General features: G+C 71.5%; 9 protein-coding genes. 3 read left to right on the top strand and 6 right to left on the bottom strand.

Translation table 11 applies throughout. The annotated features are described in order from the left end of the window. Positions 1-21: 21 nt before the first annotated feature. Genes ACSRUE_RS43955 through ACSRUE_RS43945 form a run of 3 tightly spaced genes read right to left on the bottom strand, consistent with a single transcriptional unit; the run spans position 22 to position 4579 of the window. Entirely contained in the window at positions 22-2487 is a 2466-nt protein-coding gene (locus ACSRUE_RS43955; protein ID WP_441288792.1) for a hypothetical protein, read from the bottom strand. Next, positions 2484-3494, bottom strand: coding sequence for an NAD-dependent epimerase/dehydratase family protein (locus ACSRUE_RS43950; protein ID WP_437761456.1), 1011 nt, complete (start codon positions 3492-3494; stop codon positions 2484-2486). Before ACSRUE_RS43950 ends, ACSRUE_RS43955 begins: the two co-directional genes overlap by 4 nt. Further along, positions 3491-4579, bottom strand: a complete 1089-nt coding sequence (locus ACSRUE_RS43945; RefSeq protein ID WP_441288791.1) for a Gfo/Idh/MocA family protein — start codon at positions 4577-4579, stop codon at positions 3491-3493. The genes ACSRUE_RS43950 and ACSRUE_RS43945 overlap by 4 nt, the downstream gene beginning before the upstream one ends. A gap of 167 nt (positions 4580-4746) precedes the next feature. On the opposite strand from ACSRUE_RS43945, the gene ACSRUE_RS43940 reads away from it, so the two are divergent. Continuing rightward, positions 4747-5988, top strand: a complete 1242-nt coding sequence (locus tag ACSRUE_RS43940; protein ID WP_441288790.1) for a glycosyltransferase — start codon at positions 4747-4749, stop codon at positions 5986-5988. 324 nt (positions 5989-6312) lie between these two features. After that, on the top strand, positions 6313-6690 hold the full coding sequence (locus tag ACSRUE_RS43935) for an STAS/SEC14 domain-containing protein (protein WP_437761453.1): 378 nt from the start codon (positions 6313-6315) through the stop codon (positions 6688-6690). A 212-nt stretch (positions 6691-6902) separates the two neighbouring features. Here ACSRUE_RS43935 and ACSRUE_RS43930 read toward each other — a convergent pair whose 3' ends face one another. Beyond that, entirely contained in the window at positions 6903-8105 is a 1203-nt protein-coding gene (locus ACSRUE_RS43930; protein ID WP_441288789.1) for a DmpA family aminopeptidase, read from the bottom strand. Then, complete coding sequence (locus tag ACSRUE_RS43925) at positions 8102-10459, bottom strand: D-alanine--D-alanine ligase family protein (protein ID WP_441288788.1); 2358 nt, start codon at positions 10457-10459, stop codon at positions 8102-8104. Before ACSRUE_RS43925 ends, ACSRUE_RS43930 begins: the two co-directional genes overlap by 4 nt. A gap of 180 nt (positions 10460-10639) precedes the next feature. Here ACSRUE_RS43925 and ACSRUE_RS43920 point away from each other — a divergent pair, with 180 nt between their 5' ends. Then, the gene (locus tag ACSRUE_RS43920) at positions 10640-13102 is read left to right on the top strand and encodes an ATP-dependent helicase (protein ID WP_441288787.1); all 2463 of its coding nucleotides are present in this window, start codon (positions 10640-10642) and stop codon (positions 13100-13102) included. 180 nt (positions 13103-13282) lie between these two features. Here the strand turns inward: ACSRUE_RS43920 and ACSRUE_RS43915 are convergent, their stop codons facing one another. Then, positions 13283-14143 (bottom strand): MBL fold metallo-hydrolase, encoded by an 861-nt coding sequence (locus ACSRUE_RS43915; RefSeq protein ID WP_441288786.1) that lies wholly within the window; start codon positions 14141-14143, stop codon positions 13283-13285. Positions 14144-14170: the final 27 nt, after the last annotated feature.

Here is a 14170-nt window from a genome sequence, read left to right as displayed (position 1 = left end):
GTCACGTTTGCGGCACGGCGCTCAGAAGGCGAGGACTCCGCCCTCGTCGGCCTTGGCGGCCGAGCCGGCGCGGATCGTGATCTCGTCGCCGCCGCCCGCGGGCTTCCTGATCACGTCGTAGGACGCGCCGGGGGAGAGCCCCGTGACGACGTGCTTCGCCACGCCTGGGAGCGAGGTGAACTGCACCTCGGACACAGCGCCCAGCTCGACCGGGAACAGGACCAGCGTGCCCTTCACCGCCGCGCCGGCGAACGGCGTCCCGCGCTTCGTGCGCACGAGCGTCACCGGATCCGCCGTCGCGTTGCCGGCCGCGCCCTGGAGCACGTGCAGGAAGCGCGTGTCTTTCGGCATCGGGGCCGGCGGCTCGACCCGCAGGGTCGCGAGCATCGGCTCGTTCTCGGCCGGCTTGGTGTCCCAGGTGCCCGTCGGCTTGTACGGCTCGGCCACCATGACGGCGCTCTCCGGCAGGACCGTGGTCACGAAGAGCTTCTGCCCCTTCGGGGTCGTGGCCGTCGCGAGCTTCCCCGCGACCTGCGCCGCGCTCTGCGTTTGCACGAAGAAGCGCTTGAAGCGCCCGTCCTTGCCCGTGGCGGCGCGGTCGTAGAGGACGAGGTGGTCCGGCTTGAGCCAGACGAGCGCGCGGCTGACGTGCGTGACGTCGCGGATGTTCTCGTACTCGGAGTTGTAGAGCGGGGTCGCGTCGCCCAGGACGTAGACGTAGTCCTGCGCGAAGCTCTTCGCGAGCACCCGGGGATCGCCCGTGTGCACGAGCGGCCACTGAGAACCGCGCCGCCAGAGCTCGCCGCGGTTCGGGTCGTCGTGGCGGCGGTTCCTGTCGTTCTCGACCGCGAGGGTGTTGTGCTGCTCGGAGCTCCCCATGAAGGAGCCGTACCCGACGCGCTCCTTCGTGAGCCACTCGCCGCCGCGGTAGAAGCCGAAGCTGAGGCCGTCGCCGTGCTGGTGGTCGATCTGCTCCCAGCCGAGCTGGAACTGGAGCCACGTGGCCTCGGGCCCCCAGCTCGTCCTCGCGAAGACCTGGCCGAGGCCGGGGCCGTAGTGCGTGAGCGGGGTGGAGGGGCGCGGGTCGGTCGGGGTGACCGCCGGGTCGAGCAGGAGGAAGTACATGATCGAGTGGCGCTTGTGGACCTGGCCGAGCTGCGAGCGGGCGCGCCGGGCGAGGGCCGCGGCGCCGCCCGGGCCGGCGTGGATGGCCATCCAGCGGAGCGCGTTCAGGCGCTCGGCGTTGCCGCTGTTCTCGGCGTGGAGGCCGAGCGCCGCGAACGGGTCGATGTGATCCGTGTACTCGTAGCGCTCCCCGTCGCCCGTCCACGCGGCCTCGTGGGTCGGCCCGAGCCGGCCCGCCGGCGTGGCGGGGCTCAGGCTGTGGAGGTGGGCCGGGATGAACTCGTGCCAGAACGGGTTGCCGTCGAGGTGCACCTGCGGGCCCCACTTCGCCGGATCGGCCTCGCCGGCCGTCTGGATGGCGAGCAGCGTCTCGCTCACGTAGGCCAGCGTCGCGGGGCCGTACTGGAAGCCCTCCGGCGGCGCGCCGCCGCGCGCGTCGTTCCGCAGGACGCTGTCGGTCATGTAGAGCCACGCCCCGGTGACGTTGGCGAAGTAGTCCCTGAGCCGCGGGTAGGTGCCGCTCGGCTTCGGATCCGGCGGATCGTCGGCCTCGTCGAACGCGAGCGACAGGAGCGTCAGGTTGCGCATGTGCGACGTGAAGTAGTTGTTCACGGCGTACCTGCGCTTCTTCGGCTCCTTCAGCATCGCCGGGTCGTTCAGCTTGCCCACGGGCTCGGGGTGATCGTGGCTCGTCGTCGACGACTTCAGCTGCTCCTCCGCCCAGCGGAGGAAGACGGGCCGTATCGCCGCCTTGTCCTGGGCCGAGAGGTACCCGTAGATCCAGTCGACCGTGAGGCCGAACGACTCGCCGGCCCAGCGGGCGCGGTCGCCGGTCGAGAACCTGCGGACGAAGGGATCCTGCGGATCCGCCTTGTTCACGCGATCGACGATGTAGAGCAGGATCTTGCGCGCGCGGGCGGCGTGGTCGTTGCGGGCCGCCTCATCGCTCGAGACGAGCGACATGAAGGCGAACAGCTCCGCGTGCGCCTCGCAGTAGATGCGGGCGTGGGTGCAGTCGCCCTCCGAGGGGATGTTGCCCTTGTCCATCGCCGCCGCGGCCTCGGCCGCCACGGCGGCGAGCTCCTTGAACAGGGGGTTCGCCTGCGTGGCGCGCGCCCGGAGCTTCGGCAGATCGGCCGCGCGCACCCAGAGCCGGGGGTGCCCCTTGGCCGGCGTGGCCGGCGGCGCGGCCGGCGCGTCGAAGCGCGGCGCCGCGACCGCGAGGGCGGCGGTCGCGGACTGGATGCCCTCGCCGCTGTGGACCGCCGGGGGCCCCGGGGTCTGCCGCCGGTCGCAGCCGGCGAGGAGACCCGCGAGGCCGAGCGCGAGGCCGAGCGACGCGAGCGACCGCGACCCCGTCATGTCGCGCGTTCCTTGAGGTACGTGAACGTCCGCTGGAGGCCCTCCTCCGTGGAGACCAGCTGCTTCCACCCGAGCGCCTTCAGCTTCGTGTTGTCGAACCGGTTCCCCTTCCACGAGGTCGCGCTCTTGTAGGGCGTGAAGATGGCCGGCAGCTGCCCCTTCGAGTGGGCGTGGTAGCGCTCGACGAGCTTCGATATCCCGGCGAGGGCGAAGTAGGGCACCGTGAGCGAGCGGATCGGCTTCACCTCGCGCTTGTAGCGGGCGAGGTAGACGTCGGCCGTGGGCAGGTCGTCGTCGTGGACGTTGTAGACCTGCCCCCGCGCGACGTCGCTCCGGCCGGCGACGGCGATCGCCTCCGCGCAGTTCTCGACGTACGACAGCGGCAGGACGTTGCGGCCGCCGAGGTGCAGGAACACGCCGAACAGGCTCATCCCGACGCGGCTGGAGAAGGCGTTGCCGCCGGGGCCGTAGATGACGCCGGGGCGGAGCACCGTCAGCGGGAAGCCGTAGCGCGCCTGGTACTCCCAGAAGAGCTTCTCCTGCCGGAGCTTCGCCTGCGAGTAGAGATCGCGCTGCGCGGGCCGCGTCTCCAGGGGCGTGTTCTCGTCGACGATGTACCCCCGCGGGAGGTCGGCGACGCCGTAGACGCCGAAGGAGCTGACCAGGACGACGCGCGGCGAACGGCCGGTGTGGACGAGCGCCTCGAGCAGGTTCTTCGAGGCGACGACGGTGCTCAGGAACATGTCCGCGGGCGCGCCGCCCATGGCCGCGGCCACGTGGTAGACGACGTCCACGCCCTCGACCGCGCGCTCGGCGGCCTCGTTCGTGGCGAGGGAGCCCACCGCGATCTCGAGGGGGACGCCCCGCCGCTTCTCGATCTCTTCGAGCCGCGCGCGGTTGCTCGCGGGGCGGACGAGGCAGCGGAGGTCGGCCTCGCCGTGGGCGAGCAGCCGGTCGACGAGGGCCGATCCGAGGAAGCCGTTCGAGCCGGTGACAAGGACTTTCATGTGCGCGCCTTCTCCTGCGGGACCTGCCGGAAGATCTCATCCATCATCCACGCGACCCGGATCATGTCCCGGTACGAGATGGGCAGCTCCGCGCCCCGCGTGATGCTGTCGTAGAAGAGGCCGATCAGGCGGTTCAGCCCCGAGAAGAAGTGGAAGTCGCTGCGGGCGAACCGCACCACGTTCTTGCCCCCCTCGCGGAGGTACGAGAGGGCCTGATCGAAGGCCGGGACGACGCGCCCGATGGCGCTCGGGAGCTTCGGCGACGCGTCGAGGGTGACCGTGCGGCTCGTGAAGTCGACGTGGAGCGTGTTCTTCGTTCCGTAGACGCGGAGGAAGTGCCCGGGCGGCCGCGCGTGCGACGAGAAGGTCCCGTAGGCGCTGACGCGCGCGCCCTGCACCGTGACGCGGAGCTCGTCGAGCATGTCGTCGCGCGAGTCGCCGAACCGCTTCTCCCGGAGCGCGTAGGCCGTCGCGGTGACCGTCGGCTGCTCGTCGTCCACGAACTCGACGATCTTGTTCAGCAGGTGATCGACGTTGTTGTGGAACAGCTTGCCCGGGAGGCGATGGACCCAGTGGGTGCCGTCGCCGAGGAGCGCCGTGCCGAAGGGGCCGGCGAGGTTGTAGCCGAAGCAGCTCTCCACGTGGACGGGATCGCCGAGCACGCCGTCGCCGACGAGCCTGCGCATCTCGACGGCCGGGGGATCGAACTGGTACTCCCAGCCGACGGTCATCTTCTTCCCGGCGGCGGTGCAGAGCTCGATGAGGCGCCGCACGTCCGCGAGGTTCAGCGCAATCGGCTTCTCCACGTAGACGTGGGCGCCCGCCTCGATGGCGCGCCGGGCGAGGAACAGGTGCGACTGCGGAGGGGTGGTGATGTGGACGACGTCGGGCTTCTCGACGTCGAGCATCCGGTCGAACGAGTCGTAGTGGCTCGGGATGCCGTAGCGCACCGCGATCTGCTCGGCCATCAGGAGCTCGAGGTCGCACACGGCGACGACCCGAGCCCGCTCCGGCATCTTCTGGATCTCTTCTATGTGGCCGTCGGCGATCTTGCCGCAGCCGACGATCGCGATTTTGAGGGTCATGCGGCGGCGGAGCGTACCGCAACGTGGCGGCCGAGAGCTAGGCTCTCGGCCGGCCCGCGGTCAGCGTGGACGCGTCCACGCTCCTCCACGCGCATGGAGGAGCTTGATGACGGTCGCTGCGGCCTCGGGTAGGCTGCGCGGCGCAGCATCAAGAAGGGTGGTGATTCGTGCGCGTGCTCCATGTTCTTCATACGTCGCTGCCTGTCATTGCGGGGTACACGATCCGCAGCGACTACATCATCAAGCACCAGGCCGAGCACGGGATGCGGCCGGCGGTGGTGACGTCGGGGCAGCAGGGGTCCGGGGATGCGCTGAAGGACGAGATCGGCGGCATCTCGTACTGGCGGACGCGCGAGCCTACCGGCAAGAAGCTGCCGCTGGTCAGGGAGCTCCAGCTCGTGCGGGCGCTGGAGGCGCGCGTCGAGGACGCCATCCGGGAGTTTCAGCCCGATCTCGTGCACGCGCACTCGCCGATGCTCGTCGGGCTGCCGGCGCTCGCGGCGGCGCGCCGCTTCGGGCTGCCGCTCGTCTACGAGGTGCGCGACCTCTGGGAGAACGCCTCCGTCGACCGGGGCAAATTCAAAGAGGACTCGGCGCCTTACAAGATCGCGGCCGGCCTCGAGACGATCGTCTACAAGTACGCTGACGCGACGGTGACGATCTGCGAGGCCCTGAAGAGCGCTGTCGCGCCGCGGGTGCGCAGCACGGACGCGCTCCACGTCGTGGGCAACGGCGTCGACTCGGACAAGTTCGCGCCGCGGGAGGCCCCGCCCGGCGCCCGGGAGCGCTTCGGGCTCGCCGGGAAGAAGCTCATCGGCTACGTCGGCACCTTCCAGCCGTACGAGGGGCTCCAGACGCTCATCGCGGCGATCGGCGACATCGCGCGGGAGATCCCGGACGCGCACGTCGTGATCACCGGGGCCGGCGGCCAGGAGATGGAGCTCAAGGCGTTCGCCCGCGAGCGAGGGGTGGAGTCCAAGGTGACCTTCACCGGGCGGGTGCCGCACGACGAGGTGTTCAACATCTACGCGATGGCGAGCCTGCTCGTGTATCCACGCATCCGGACCCGGACGACCGAGCTCACGACGCCGCTGAAGCCGCTCGAGGCGATGTCCATGGCCCGGCCCGTGATGGTGAGCGACGTCGCGGCCATGGGGGAGCTCGTCCGTTATGGCGAGACCGGGTTCGTCTTCAAGGCGGGCGACAGCGCCGACCTCACGAGGCGGTGTGTGGAGGCGCTCAAGGACCCGGCGCGCCTCGAGGAGGTCGGCAAGAACGCGCGGGCGTGGATCCTCAAGGAGCGGCAGTGGCCCACGCTGCTCTCGCGGTACGAGACCATCTACGAGCAGGCGATCGCCGTGCGGCGCGGACAGGGCAAGTCGCGCGTCGGCGAGCCGCACGCGGCGTGAAGGGCGGCGATCCCGGCCCGGGCTCCCCGCGGCCGGCGGCCAGCGTCGCTGCCGCGTGAGCGTCGCGAGCCCTGGCTCTACCGCGGGAAGTCGGCCGGGGAAGGGAACCGCCAAGCCACCAAGGGCGCCAAGAAAACCGGGGATAGGGGGGATGCCCGGACGGCCCCTTCCCCCTCTCCCCATGGCGTCCTTGGCGGCTTGGCGGTTGTTCTGCCGCTCCGGGGCAACTTCCCGCAGCAGTGTTAGGCGCGTCCTCGCGCGATCCGGGGTATGATCACGCGGCCCCATCCCGCCCCTTCGGGAACTGGCAGGAGGTCTCTCAACGTGTTCGAGATCAAAGTCGACCGGATCATCGCCATGGTGGATTTCGTCCTTGAGGGGCGTGTCCGCCTCGAGGAGATGGAGCACTTCGTCAGCGAGCTGAGGAAGGCGTGCGAGAGCCTCCAGGGCCGGGAGATCAAGATCAAGGCCGATGTCCGCGGGTTCAGGCCGATGTCCCCCGATGTGGCGGAGAAGATCCGCGCCGTCCAGGAGTTCGGCCTGGAGCTCGGGGTGATGCGCGTCGCCGAGATCATCGAGAGCGACATCGTCGCGCTCCAGCTGAACCGCGTGGCGCGCGAGAGCGGCACGGACAAGGTCCTCCGGCGCTTCTGGGACGAGGACGCGGCCCACGAGTGGCTCCTCCACGGCGACCCCGAGTGAGCGGCGGGCACCCGCTTCGGATACGGGCCCATCTCGACGTTTTCGGTGCTCAGCGCACATGAGTGCGCTTCCGCGCCGAAAACGCCGATCTGGGCCCGTCTCCTGTGCGGGTGACCGCCGCTCGGCGGGGCCTGTGGCGGGTGACCGCCGCTCGGCGGGGCCTGCGGCGGGTGACCGCCGCTCGGCGGGGCCTGTGACAGAGAGAGCGCGGGCTAGAAGAGGGGGAGGGGGTCGGAGGGGTGGGGGGGGCGGTACTGCTTCAGGATCTCGGCCACGGCGTCGAGCGGGAGGGCCGGCGCGTGGTGTCCGCTGTGGCCGATCATGTCGGCGCCGCCGAACATCGCGTTGAGGATCGCCTCCTCCACCACGTCGACGGTGGCCTCGTAGAGCGCGTCGACCTCGGTGTCGAGGACGAGCTCGGCCATGTGCCGGCCCGGCGCGAGGGGGTGCACGCTGAGCGAGCGGCTCGACCGGGGGGCGCTCCACTGCTCTGTGGCGACGCGAGGCACCCGGTTCGCGGTGCTCCAGGCGAGGACGATCTCGCCCGAGTTGTTGGCGGCATACCCGCCGGTCCGGCCGATCGCGAGCGCGGCGCGCCGCGCGAGGCGCGCGAGTTGGCGGTGGATGAGCGGGGCGTCGGTGGCGACGAGCACGATGATCGAGCCGGCGGGGCCCCGCCGCGGGACGTGGTTGAAGCGGTCGCTGATGAGCCGCCCGACCGGGACCCCATCGATGCGGAGCATCTCGCGATCGCCGAAGTTCGACAGCACGAGCGCCCCCACGAGGGCGTCGACCCCGCCGACAGGGACCGACCGGCTCGAGGTGCCGATCCCGCCCGCGAAGTGGAACGTCTGCATGCCCGTGCCGGCGCCGACGCACCCCTCGGCCACGGGGCCACCCCGGGCGTTGTCGATCGCCTCGTCGACGTCGGCCTGCGCCACGTGGCGCCCCACGGCGTCGTTGAGGAAGCTGTCGTCGCACTCGGCGACGACCGGGATCACGACGTCGTAGTCCTTGCCGATCTTGGGGTGCTTGCGCGAGAGCCACGCGACGGTCGCGTCGAGGACGCGGCCGACGCAGAGCGTGCTGCAGAGCAGGATCGGCGTCTCGCAGAGGCCCCACTCGTTGATCTGCGAGAGGCCGGTCACCTCGCCCGCGCCGTTGAGCACGTAGCTCGCGGTGAACACCCGATCGAGGAAGACGTCGCCGTCGGCCGGGACGACCGCGGTCACGCCCGTGCGCACCGGACCGAGGCCGGGGACGAGCTCGCCTTCGCCCTCGATCTTGGTCACGTGGTGGACCCGCACCCCGGGGACGTCCGTGATCGCGTTCTCCGGACCGGTCGGAAAGCGGCCGATCGCGACGCCGAGATCGCGCAGCCGAGGGCGCCTGAGCGCGGCCGAGGGCGCGCTCATGGGCCGGCGACCTCGCCGTTCGTGACGGAGATCGTGCCGGAGAGGGGCGCGGCCTCCGCCGGGAGCGGCGCGGGCCCGGCGAGCGCCGGGCCGGGCGCGGCCAGCAGGCCCGGATCGGCGGCCGGCGAGGCGACCGCCGCGCTCGCGGAGGGCGCGGCTGCGCTCGCGGAGGGCGCGGCTGCGCCCGCGGAGGGCGCGGCCGCTCCGGCCGCAGGCGCGGCCGCTCCGGCCGCAGGCGCCGCCGCGGTGAACGCGGCCCGCGGCGACGTGGCGCGGGCGTCGCGGTAGCGCTTGAGGCAGCCGGCCAGGATCTCGCCGATCAGCATCCGGTGATCCATCCCCGCCACCCTCGCGATCACGCAGAGATCGCTGAAGTCGGGCGTCAGGCCGGGCAGCGGGTTGATCTCGATGACGTACACCCTGCCGTCCTTCGCCATGCGCAGATCGACCCTGGCCACGTCGCGGCACGCGAGGGCCGCGAACGTGTCGCGCACGACCTTCTCGATGCGGCGGAGCTCCGACGGCGTGAGCTGCGCGGGGCACTGGAAGCGCACGCGCGGCGTGTCCGACTGCTTCTCGTCGTAGCCGTAGACGGGGTAGGTGGGCGGGTCGACGAAGACGACCTCCATCGGCGGCAGCACCTTCGGCCGCCGCTCCCCGAGCAGGCCCACGGTGAACTCGCGGCCCGTGATGTACTCCTCGATGAGGGCCGGCTGGTGGTAGCGATCGACCAGCTGCTTCGCCGCGGCGCGCGCGGCGGCCTCGTCCTTGACGACGGACGCCGAGGTGATCCCCTTCGAGGTCCCCTCGGCGTTGGGCTTCACGATCACCGGGTAGCGGAACGGCTTCAGCTTCTCGCGCCCGGTCGTGACCACCTGCCACTCGGCCGTGTCGATGCCGGCCGCCCGCAGGATCTGCTTCGTGAGGCCCTTGTCGAGGGCGAGCGAGAGCGTCGTCGCGTCCGAGCCGCTGTAGGGGATGCCGAGCAGCTCGCAGAGCGCTGGCACCTGCGCCTCGCGGCCGCGGCCGCGGAGCCCCTCGGCGATGTTGAAGACGACGTCGACCCCGGAAGCCGCGAGCGCGCGCGGCAGGTCCGGGGTCGCCTCGAGCGGGACCACGGTGTGGCCGTAGCTCTCGATGGCGCTCGCGATCGCCTGGATCGTGCGCGGCGAGTCGAACTCCGCCTCCAGGTCGTGCAGCGTGCCGGGGCCCGCCTTGTCGGCCGCGGCCGTGTCGCTCCGCTTCATGTTGTAGGTGAAGCCGACGCGGAGCGCGGTCCGCTTCGCCCGGCGCGGCTGGTTGCTCTCCAGGAGCGGCAGGAGCCCCCGCCGCTTGCAGGCGCTCCTCACGATGGCCCGGATCACGCCGTCGAAGTCGACGCCGCGCTGCGCCGCCGCGACGAAGACGCTGGCGCCCGGCTGGAGGGTGGGCAGCCCGTCGACCTCGAGGAAGTGGACGTCGTGGCCCTGGCCGCGCGAGGGGGACGGCGTGACCCGGAACTCGCAGCGCGCGTGATCCTTGAGGTCCAGGGCGCGCACGACGCGCGCCGTGAGCGACCGGATGCGCTCGAGCGTGGCCGCGGGCAGCTGCGCGGGCCGGCGCGTGACGTGCTCGGGCTTCGCGTGCTTCAGGTTGAAGTCGTACACGTTGTAGCTGCCCGGCACCTGGGGATCGATCACGAACTCGATGGGGTCGAGGATCCCCTCGGGGATCCCGGTGCCGCTCGAGCGCGCGGGGCTCGTCTCCTTCAGCCCGTCGACGAAGGCGCACGCGACGTCGATGCCGGCGATGTAGTGCTCGACCAGCAGGCCCGCCTCGAAGCGCGCGAGCTGCCGCTCGACGACCTCGGCGAGGTGGTGCGCGTCCTCGCAGACGCTCCACTCCCGGAAGATGCCCTTGGAGGAGCCCTCGAAATTCGGCTTCACGATGACGGGGAAGCTCACGTCGTCGAGCGCGCCGCCCTCCAGGGTGGTCCGGTTGACGAGGCGGGCGCGCGGGGTGGTGACGCCGTAGCTCGCGAGGACGCGCTTCGTGAGCGACTTGTCGAGCGCGACGTTCAGCGTGTAGGCGTCGGAGCCGGTGTACGGGATGCCGAGCTCGTCGAAGAGCGACGGATAGAACGCCTCGCGCGTCTTGCCCTTGTGGCCCTCGGCGGTGTTGAAGATGAGGTCCGGCTGGAGCGCCTCGAGCCGGGCGAGGACCCGGGAGGCCGGCCCGCTGACCTCGATCCGCTCGACCTCGTGCCCGGCTCGCTCGAGCGCGCCGGCGATGGCGGCGATCGTCTCCGGGCTATCGAACTCGGCTTCCTCGGCGGAGCTCGTGATCTTCAGGTTGTGCGTGAGCACGATGCGCATGGTCTCTCCTGTGCCGCTCGTCCGGGCAGCGGCTCCCCCGGTGCTCTGCCGGAGGCGCACGCGCCTGCGAGATTACGGCCAGCGGGCGTGTTTTGCCGGGGAAAAAGCAGGAGAGCGCCGCGAGGGGCTCCGGGGCTCGGCGGGCTCCCGCTCGCGCGGAGGTCGTGCTAGCGACCCCGTGTGGATCGTTTCGCCGCACACGACGCTGACCGCTCTCCGACGCCCGAGCCTGGCCTCCCTTACGAGGAGCTGAACGAGCCGCAGGCGCGCGCGGCCAGCCACGCGGCGGGGCCGCTCCTCATCTTCGCCGGCGCGGGGAGCGGCAAGACCCGCGTCATCGTGTACCGGATCGCGAACCTCATCGTCACGCACCGTGTCCCGCCCTACCGGATCCTGGCGGTGACGTTCACGAACAAGGCGGCGACCGAGATGAAGCGCCGGCTGGAGGGGCTCATCGGGGCCGACATCGTGAAGGACCTCTGGGTGGGCACGTTCCACGCGGTGTGCGCGCGCCTGTTGCGCCGGCACCACGAGGCGGCCGGGCTCGACAAGAACTTCGTCATTTACGACGACGACGATCAGCGGGCGGTCATGAACCGCGTGCTCAAGGAGCTCAACCTCGACGATCGGCGCTATCCGCCCCGCCAGGTGCTCTCGCGCATCCACGCGGAGAAGCAGGAGGGGCGGGGGCCGGCCGAGTTCGAGCGGAAGGGCTACTTCGACGACGCGATCGCGCGGTGCTTCGAGGCGTACGAGCGGCACCTCAAGGCGGCGAGCGCGGTGGACTTCGACGACCTCTTGCTCGCCGTGCTGCGCATCGCGGAGGACCCGACGAGCTACGCCGGCGAGGATCTCCGGGGGCGTTTCCGCCACGTGCTCGTGGACGAGTTCCAGGACGTGAACCAGGTGCAGTACCGGCTCGTCCGGGCGTTCTGCAAGAGCCACGACAACCTCTGCGTGGTCGGCGACGACGACCAGAGCATCTACCGCTGGCGCGGCGCGGACGTGCGGATCGTCCGCGGGTTCCGGCGCGATTTTCCGCACGCGACGGTGGTGAAGCTCGAGCAGAACTACCGCTCGATCGGGCACGTCGTGCGGGGCGCGCTCGGCGTGATCCGCCACGCGTCGGATCGCGAGCCGAAGGAGCTCTGGACGGCCAACCAGGACGGCACGCCGATCGACGTGGTGGCGGCGGACAGCGAGCACGACGAGGCGGCGTGGGTGGTCGAGGGCGTCCGCGAGCTCATCGCGCAGGGCGTCTCGCCGAACGAGATCGCGGTGTTCTACCGGATCCACGCGCAGTCGCGCGTGCTCGAGGAGGTGCTGCGCGAGGCGCGCATCCCGTACCAGATCATCGGGGGCACGCGCTTCTTCGAGCGGGCGGAGGTGAAGAACCTGCTCTCGTACCTCCGCGTGATCGCGAACCCCAAGAGCGACGTGGATCTCAACCGCATCATCAACGTGCCCGCCCGCAAGATCGGCCAGAGCACGGTCGACAAGCTCATCCAGGCGGCGGACCTGCTGGGGGTGTCGCTGTTCGAGGCGATCGATCCGCTCCTGGAGGGGCGGGTGCCGCCGTCGGCGATGCCGGGGGGCCAGCTGCCGCCGCTCGCGTCGGCGGCGAAGCGCAGCCTGCTCGGCTTCCGCGATCTGATCCACGGGCTCATGACCGAGGCGAAGAGCGCGTCGCCGAGCGCGCTGGCGGAGGAGGTGCTCGCGCGGTCGGGCTACGCCAAGGCGCTCGAGCAGGAGGACAGCGTCGAGTCGGAGGCGCGGCTCCAGAACCTGCGCGAGCTCGTGCAGTCGCTCGTCGACTACGAGCAGGAGGCGACCGCCGCGGGCGACGAGGCGACGCTCGCGGGCTACCTCGAGCGGGTGAGCCTGGTGTCGGACGTCGACGCGCTCGCGGACGTGCCCAAGGTGGCGATGATGACGATCCACGCCGCCAAGGGGCTGGAGTTCCACGCGGTGTTCCTGACCGGCATGGAGGAGGACCTGTTCCCGTTCCGGAGCCAGGATCCGAACCGCAAGGGCGACATCGAGGAGGAGCGCCGGCTGGCCTACGTCGCGATCACGCGGGCGCGCGAGCGGCTCTGGATCACACACGCGGCGCGGCGGGCGATCTTCGGCCAGACGCGTTACGGCTTGCCGAGCCGCTTCCTCGCGGATCTGCCGCCGGCCTCGGTGCGCGCGATCGCGACGCCCGCCAGCATGATGGCGCAGCGCCGGGTCGAGGGCGGGTTCGGCGGGGGCGGCGGGTACGCCGCGTCCGGGCTCCGGTTCGGCGGCCAGGAGCGCTCGTGGGAGGGCCGCGAGCGGAGGCCCGGGGCGCAGGCGGAAGAGCGGTTCGCTGGGGCGCGGTTCTCGCGGGAGGGCGAGCCGGCGAGGGGGGCGACGGCGCGCGGCATGGACGTCCCCGACCGGGCGCCGGGCGAGCGGTATGTCGAGCGGGAGGCGGTCGACCCGGGCGCCGAGGGCGGCGAGGGGCTCGCGCTGCGGCGCGGCATGCGGGTGTACCACGAGCGCTTCGGGCCGGGCGTGGTCGAGAGCGTGGATCCCGGGGCGGATCCGATCGCGACGGTGAAGTTCTCCGGGTGGGGGAAGAAGCGGATCAAGGTGGCGTTCCTGCGCGCCGGGCCGTGAGAAGGGCGGGGAGCTGGTCGCGCGTTCGCCAGGGACGATTCCGGCTGCGCGAGGCACGTGGCGGAGGTCGGGTGAGCGTCGGAACATCGCCTCGACCACCGAATGAACGGTTGTCCGGACAGCTCCCATCCACGCTGGTACAGAGTCCCCGCGGACGGCGAGGAAATAGCGAGTCTCGACCTAGAGCCACACCTCGCCCAGCAGCGGCAGCACACCCAATCTCACGTCGCGTGACGCCCGGCCGAGGCGCTCTGCCAGCCGCTCTCCCTGCATCGCGGGGAGCGCGACGGCGGGGCGATCCATGGGAAGGAAGAAGTTGTCCCAGTGCGAGAAGAGCACCGCGCGCGGCGACAGGGCGCGCGCGACGCGCTCGGGGAAATCGCTCGATGCGGTCCAGCCGGCCACGCAGAGCAGGAGCAGGTCGGGCTCCCTGCAATCGAGGCCCGCCTCGACGAGTTCCGCGCTGCCCAGGTGGACGATGCGCCGGCCCGCGACCCGGATCTCCACCGCAAAGACGGCGCCGCACCGGTAACGCTCGGCCCGGAGCGGGACCTGGTCGCAATCGGAGATGTCGCCGGGGAAGGGGACCCGGCCGAGCAGCAGGCGGGAGTGAGCGCTCGGGAAGAAGCGCAGCTGGAACGGGCCGACCTCGGCGACCACGGGCTCGCCGCCCGGCGCGCGCTCGACGTCGCGCACGCGCGCCGCGGGGACGCCGGAAGCGTGGCAGAGCGCCGCCGCGGAGCGCGAGCCGAAGACCGTGGCCCCGGTGCGGAGCGCGATGTCCGGGATGTCGAGCGCGTGATCGAAATGGGTGTGGCCCGCGATGACGGCGTCGGCGCGCGGCGCGTGGCGCGCGATGGCGGCCACGTCGGGGACGAGCTGGCCAACCACGCAACGGAGGAGCGAAGCGCGCGTGAGATACGGATCGATGAGCACCACCGCGCCGGCGTGCTCGATGGCGAACCCCGCCGTGCCCAGCCACCGCACCCGGACCGTGCCCGCCGGCGCGAGCGACCGCGGAGAGAGCGTATCGGCGATCATCGGCGCGGGCTCGTCCGCCCGGCAGAC

It is taken from the genome of Sorangium sp. KYC3313 (assembly GCF_052075895.1).
In the GTDB taxonomy this organism is placed as follows: Bacteria; Myxococcota_A; Polyangia; order Polyangiales; family Polyangiaceae; genus Sorangium; species Sorangium cellulosum_B.
This window is presented reverse-complemented; position numbering and strand designations above follow the sequence as displayed.

Bases quoted from the DNA above. Each gene is read 5' to 3' on its own strand.
- ACSRUE_RS43955 (WP_441288792.1), bottom strand. From the start codon at position 2,487: ATGACGGGGTCGCGGTCGCTCGCGTCGCTCGGCCTCGCGCTCGGCCTC.
- ACSRUE_RS43950 (WP_437761456.1), bottom strand. From the start codon at position 3,494: ATGAAAGTCCTTGTCACCGGCTCGAACGGCTTCCTCGGATCGGCCCTC.
- ACSRUE_RS43945 (WP_441288791.1), bottom strand. From the start codon at position 4,579: ATGACCCTCAAAATCGCGATCGTCGGCTGCGGCAAGATCGCCGACGGC.
- ACSRUE_RS43930 (WP_441288789.1), bottom strand. From the start codon at position 8,105: ATGAGCGCGCCCTCGGCCGCGCTCAGGCGCCCTCGGCTGCGCGATCTC.
- ACSRUE_RS43925 (WP_441288788.1), bottom strand. From the start codon at position 10,459: ATGCGCATCGTGCTCACGCACAACCTGAAGATCACGAGCTCCGCCGAG.
- ACSRUE_RS43915 (WP_441288786.1), bottom strand. From the start codon at position 14,143: ATGATCGCCGATACGCTCTCTCCGCGGTCGCTCGCGCCGGCGGGCACG.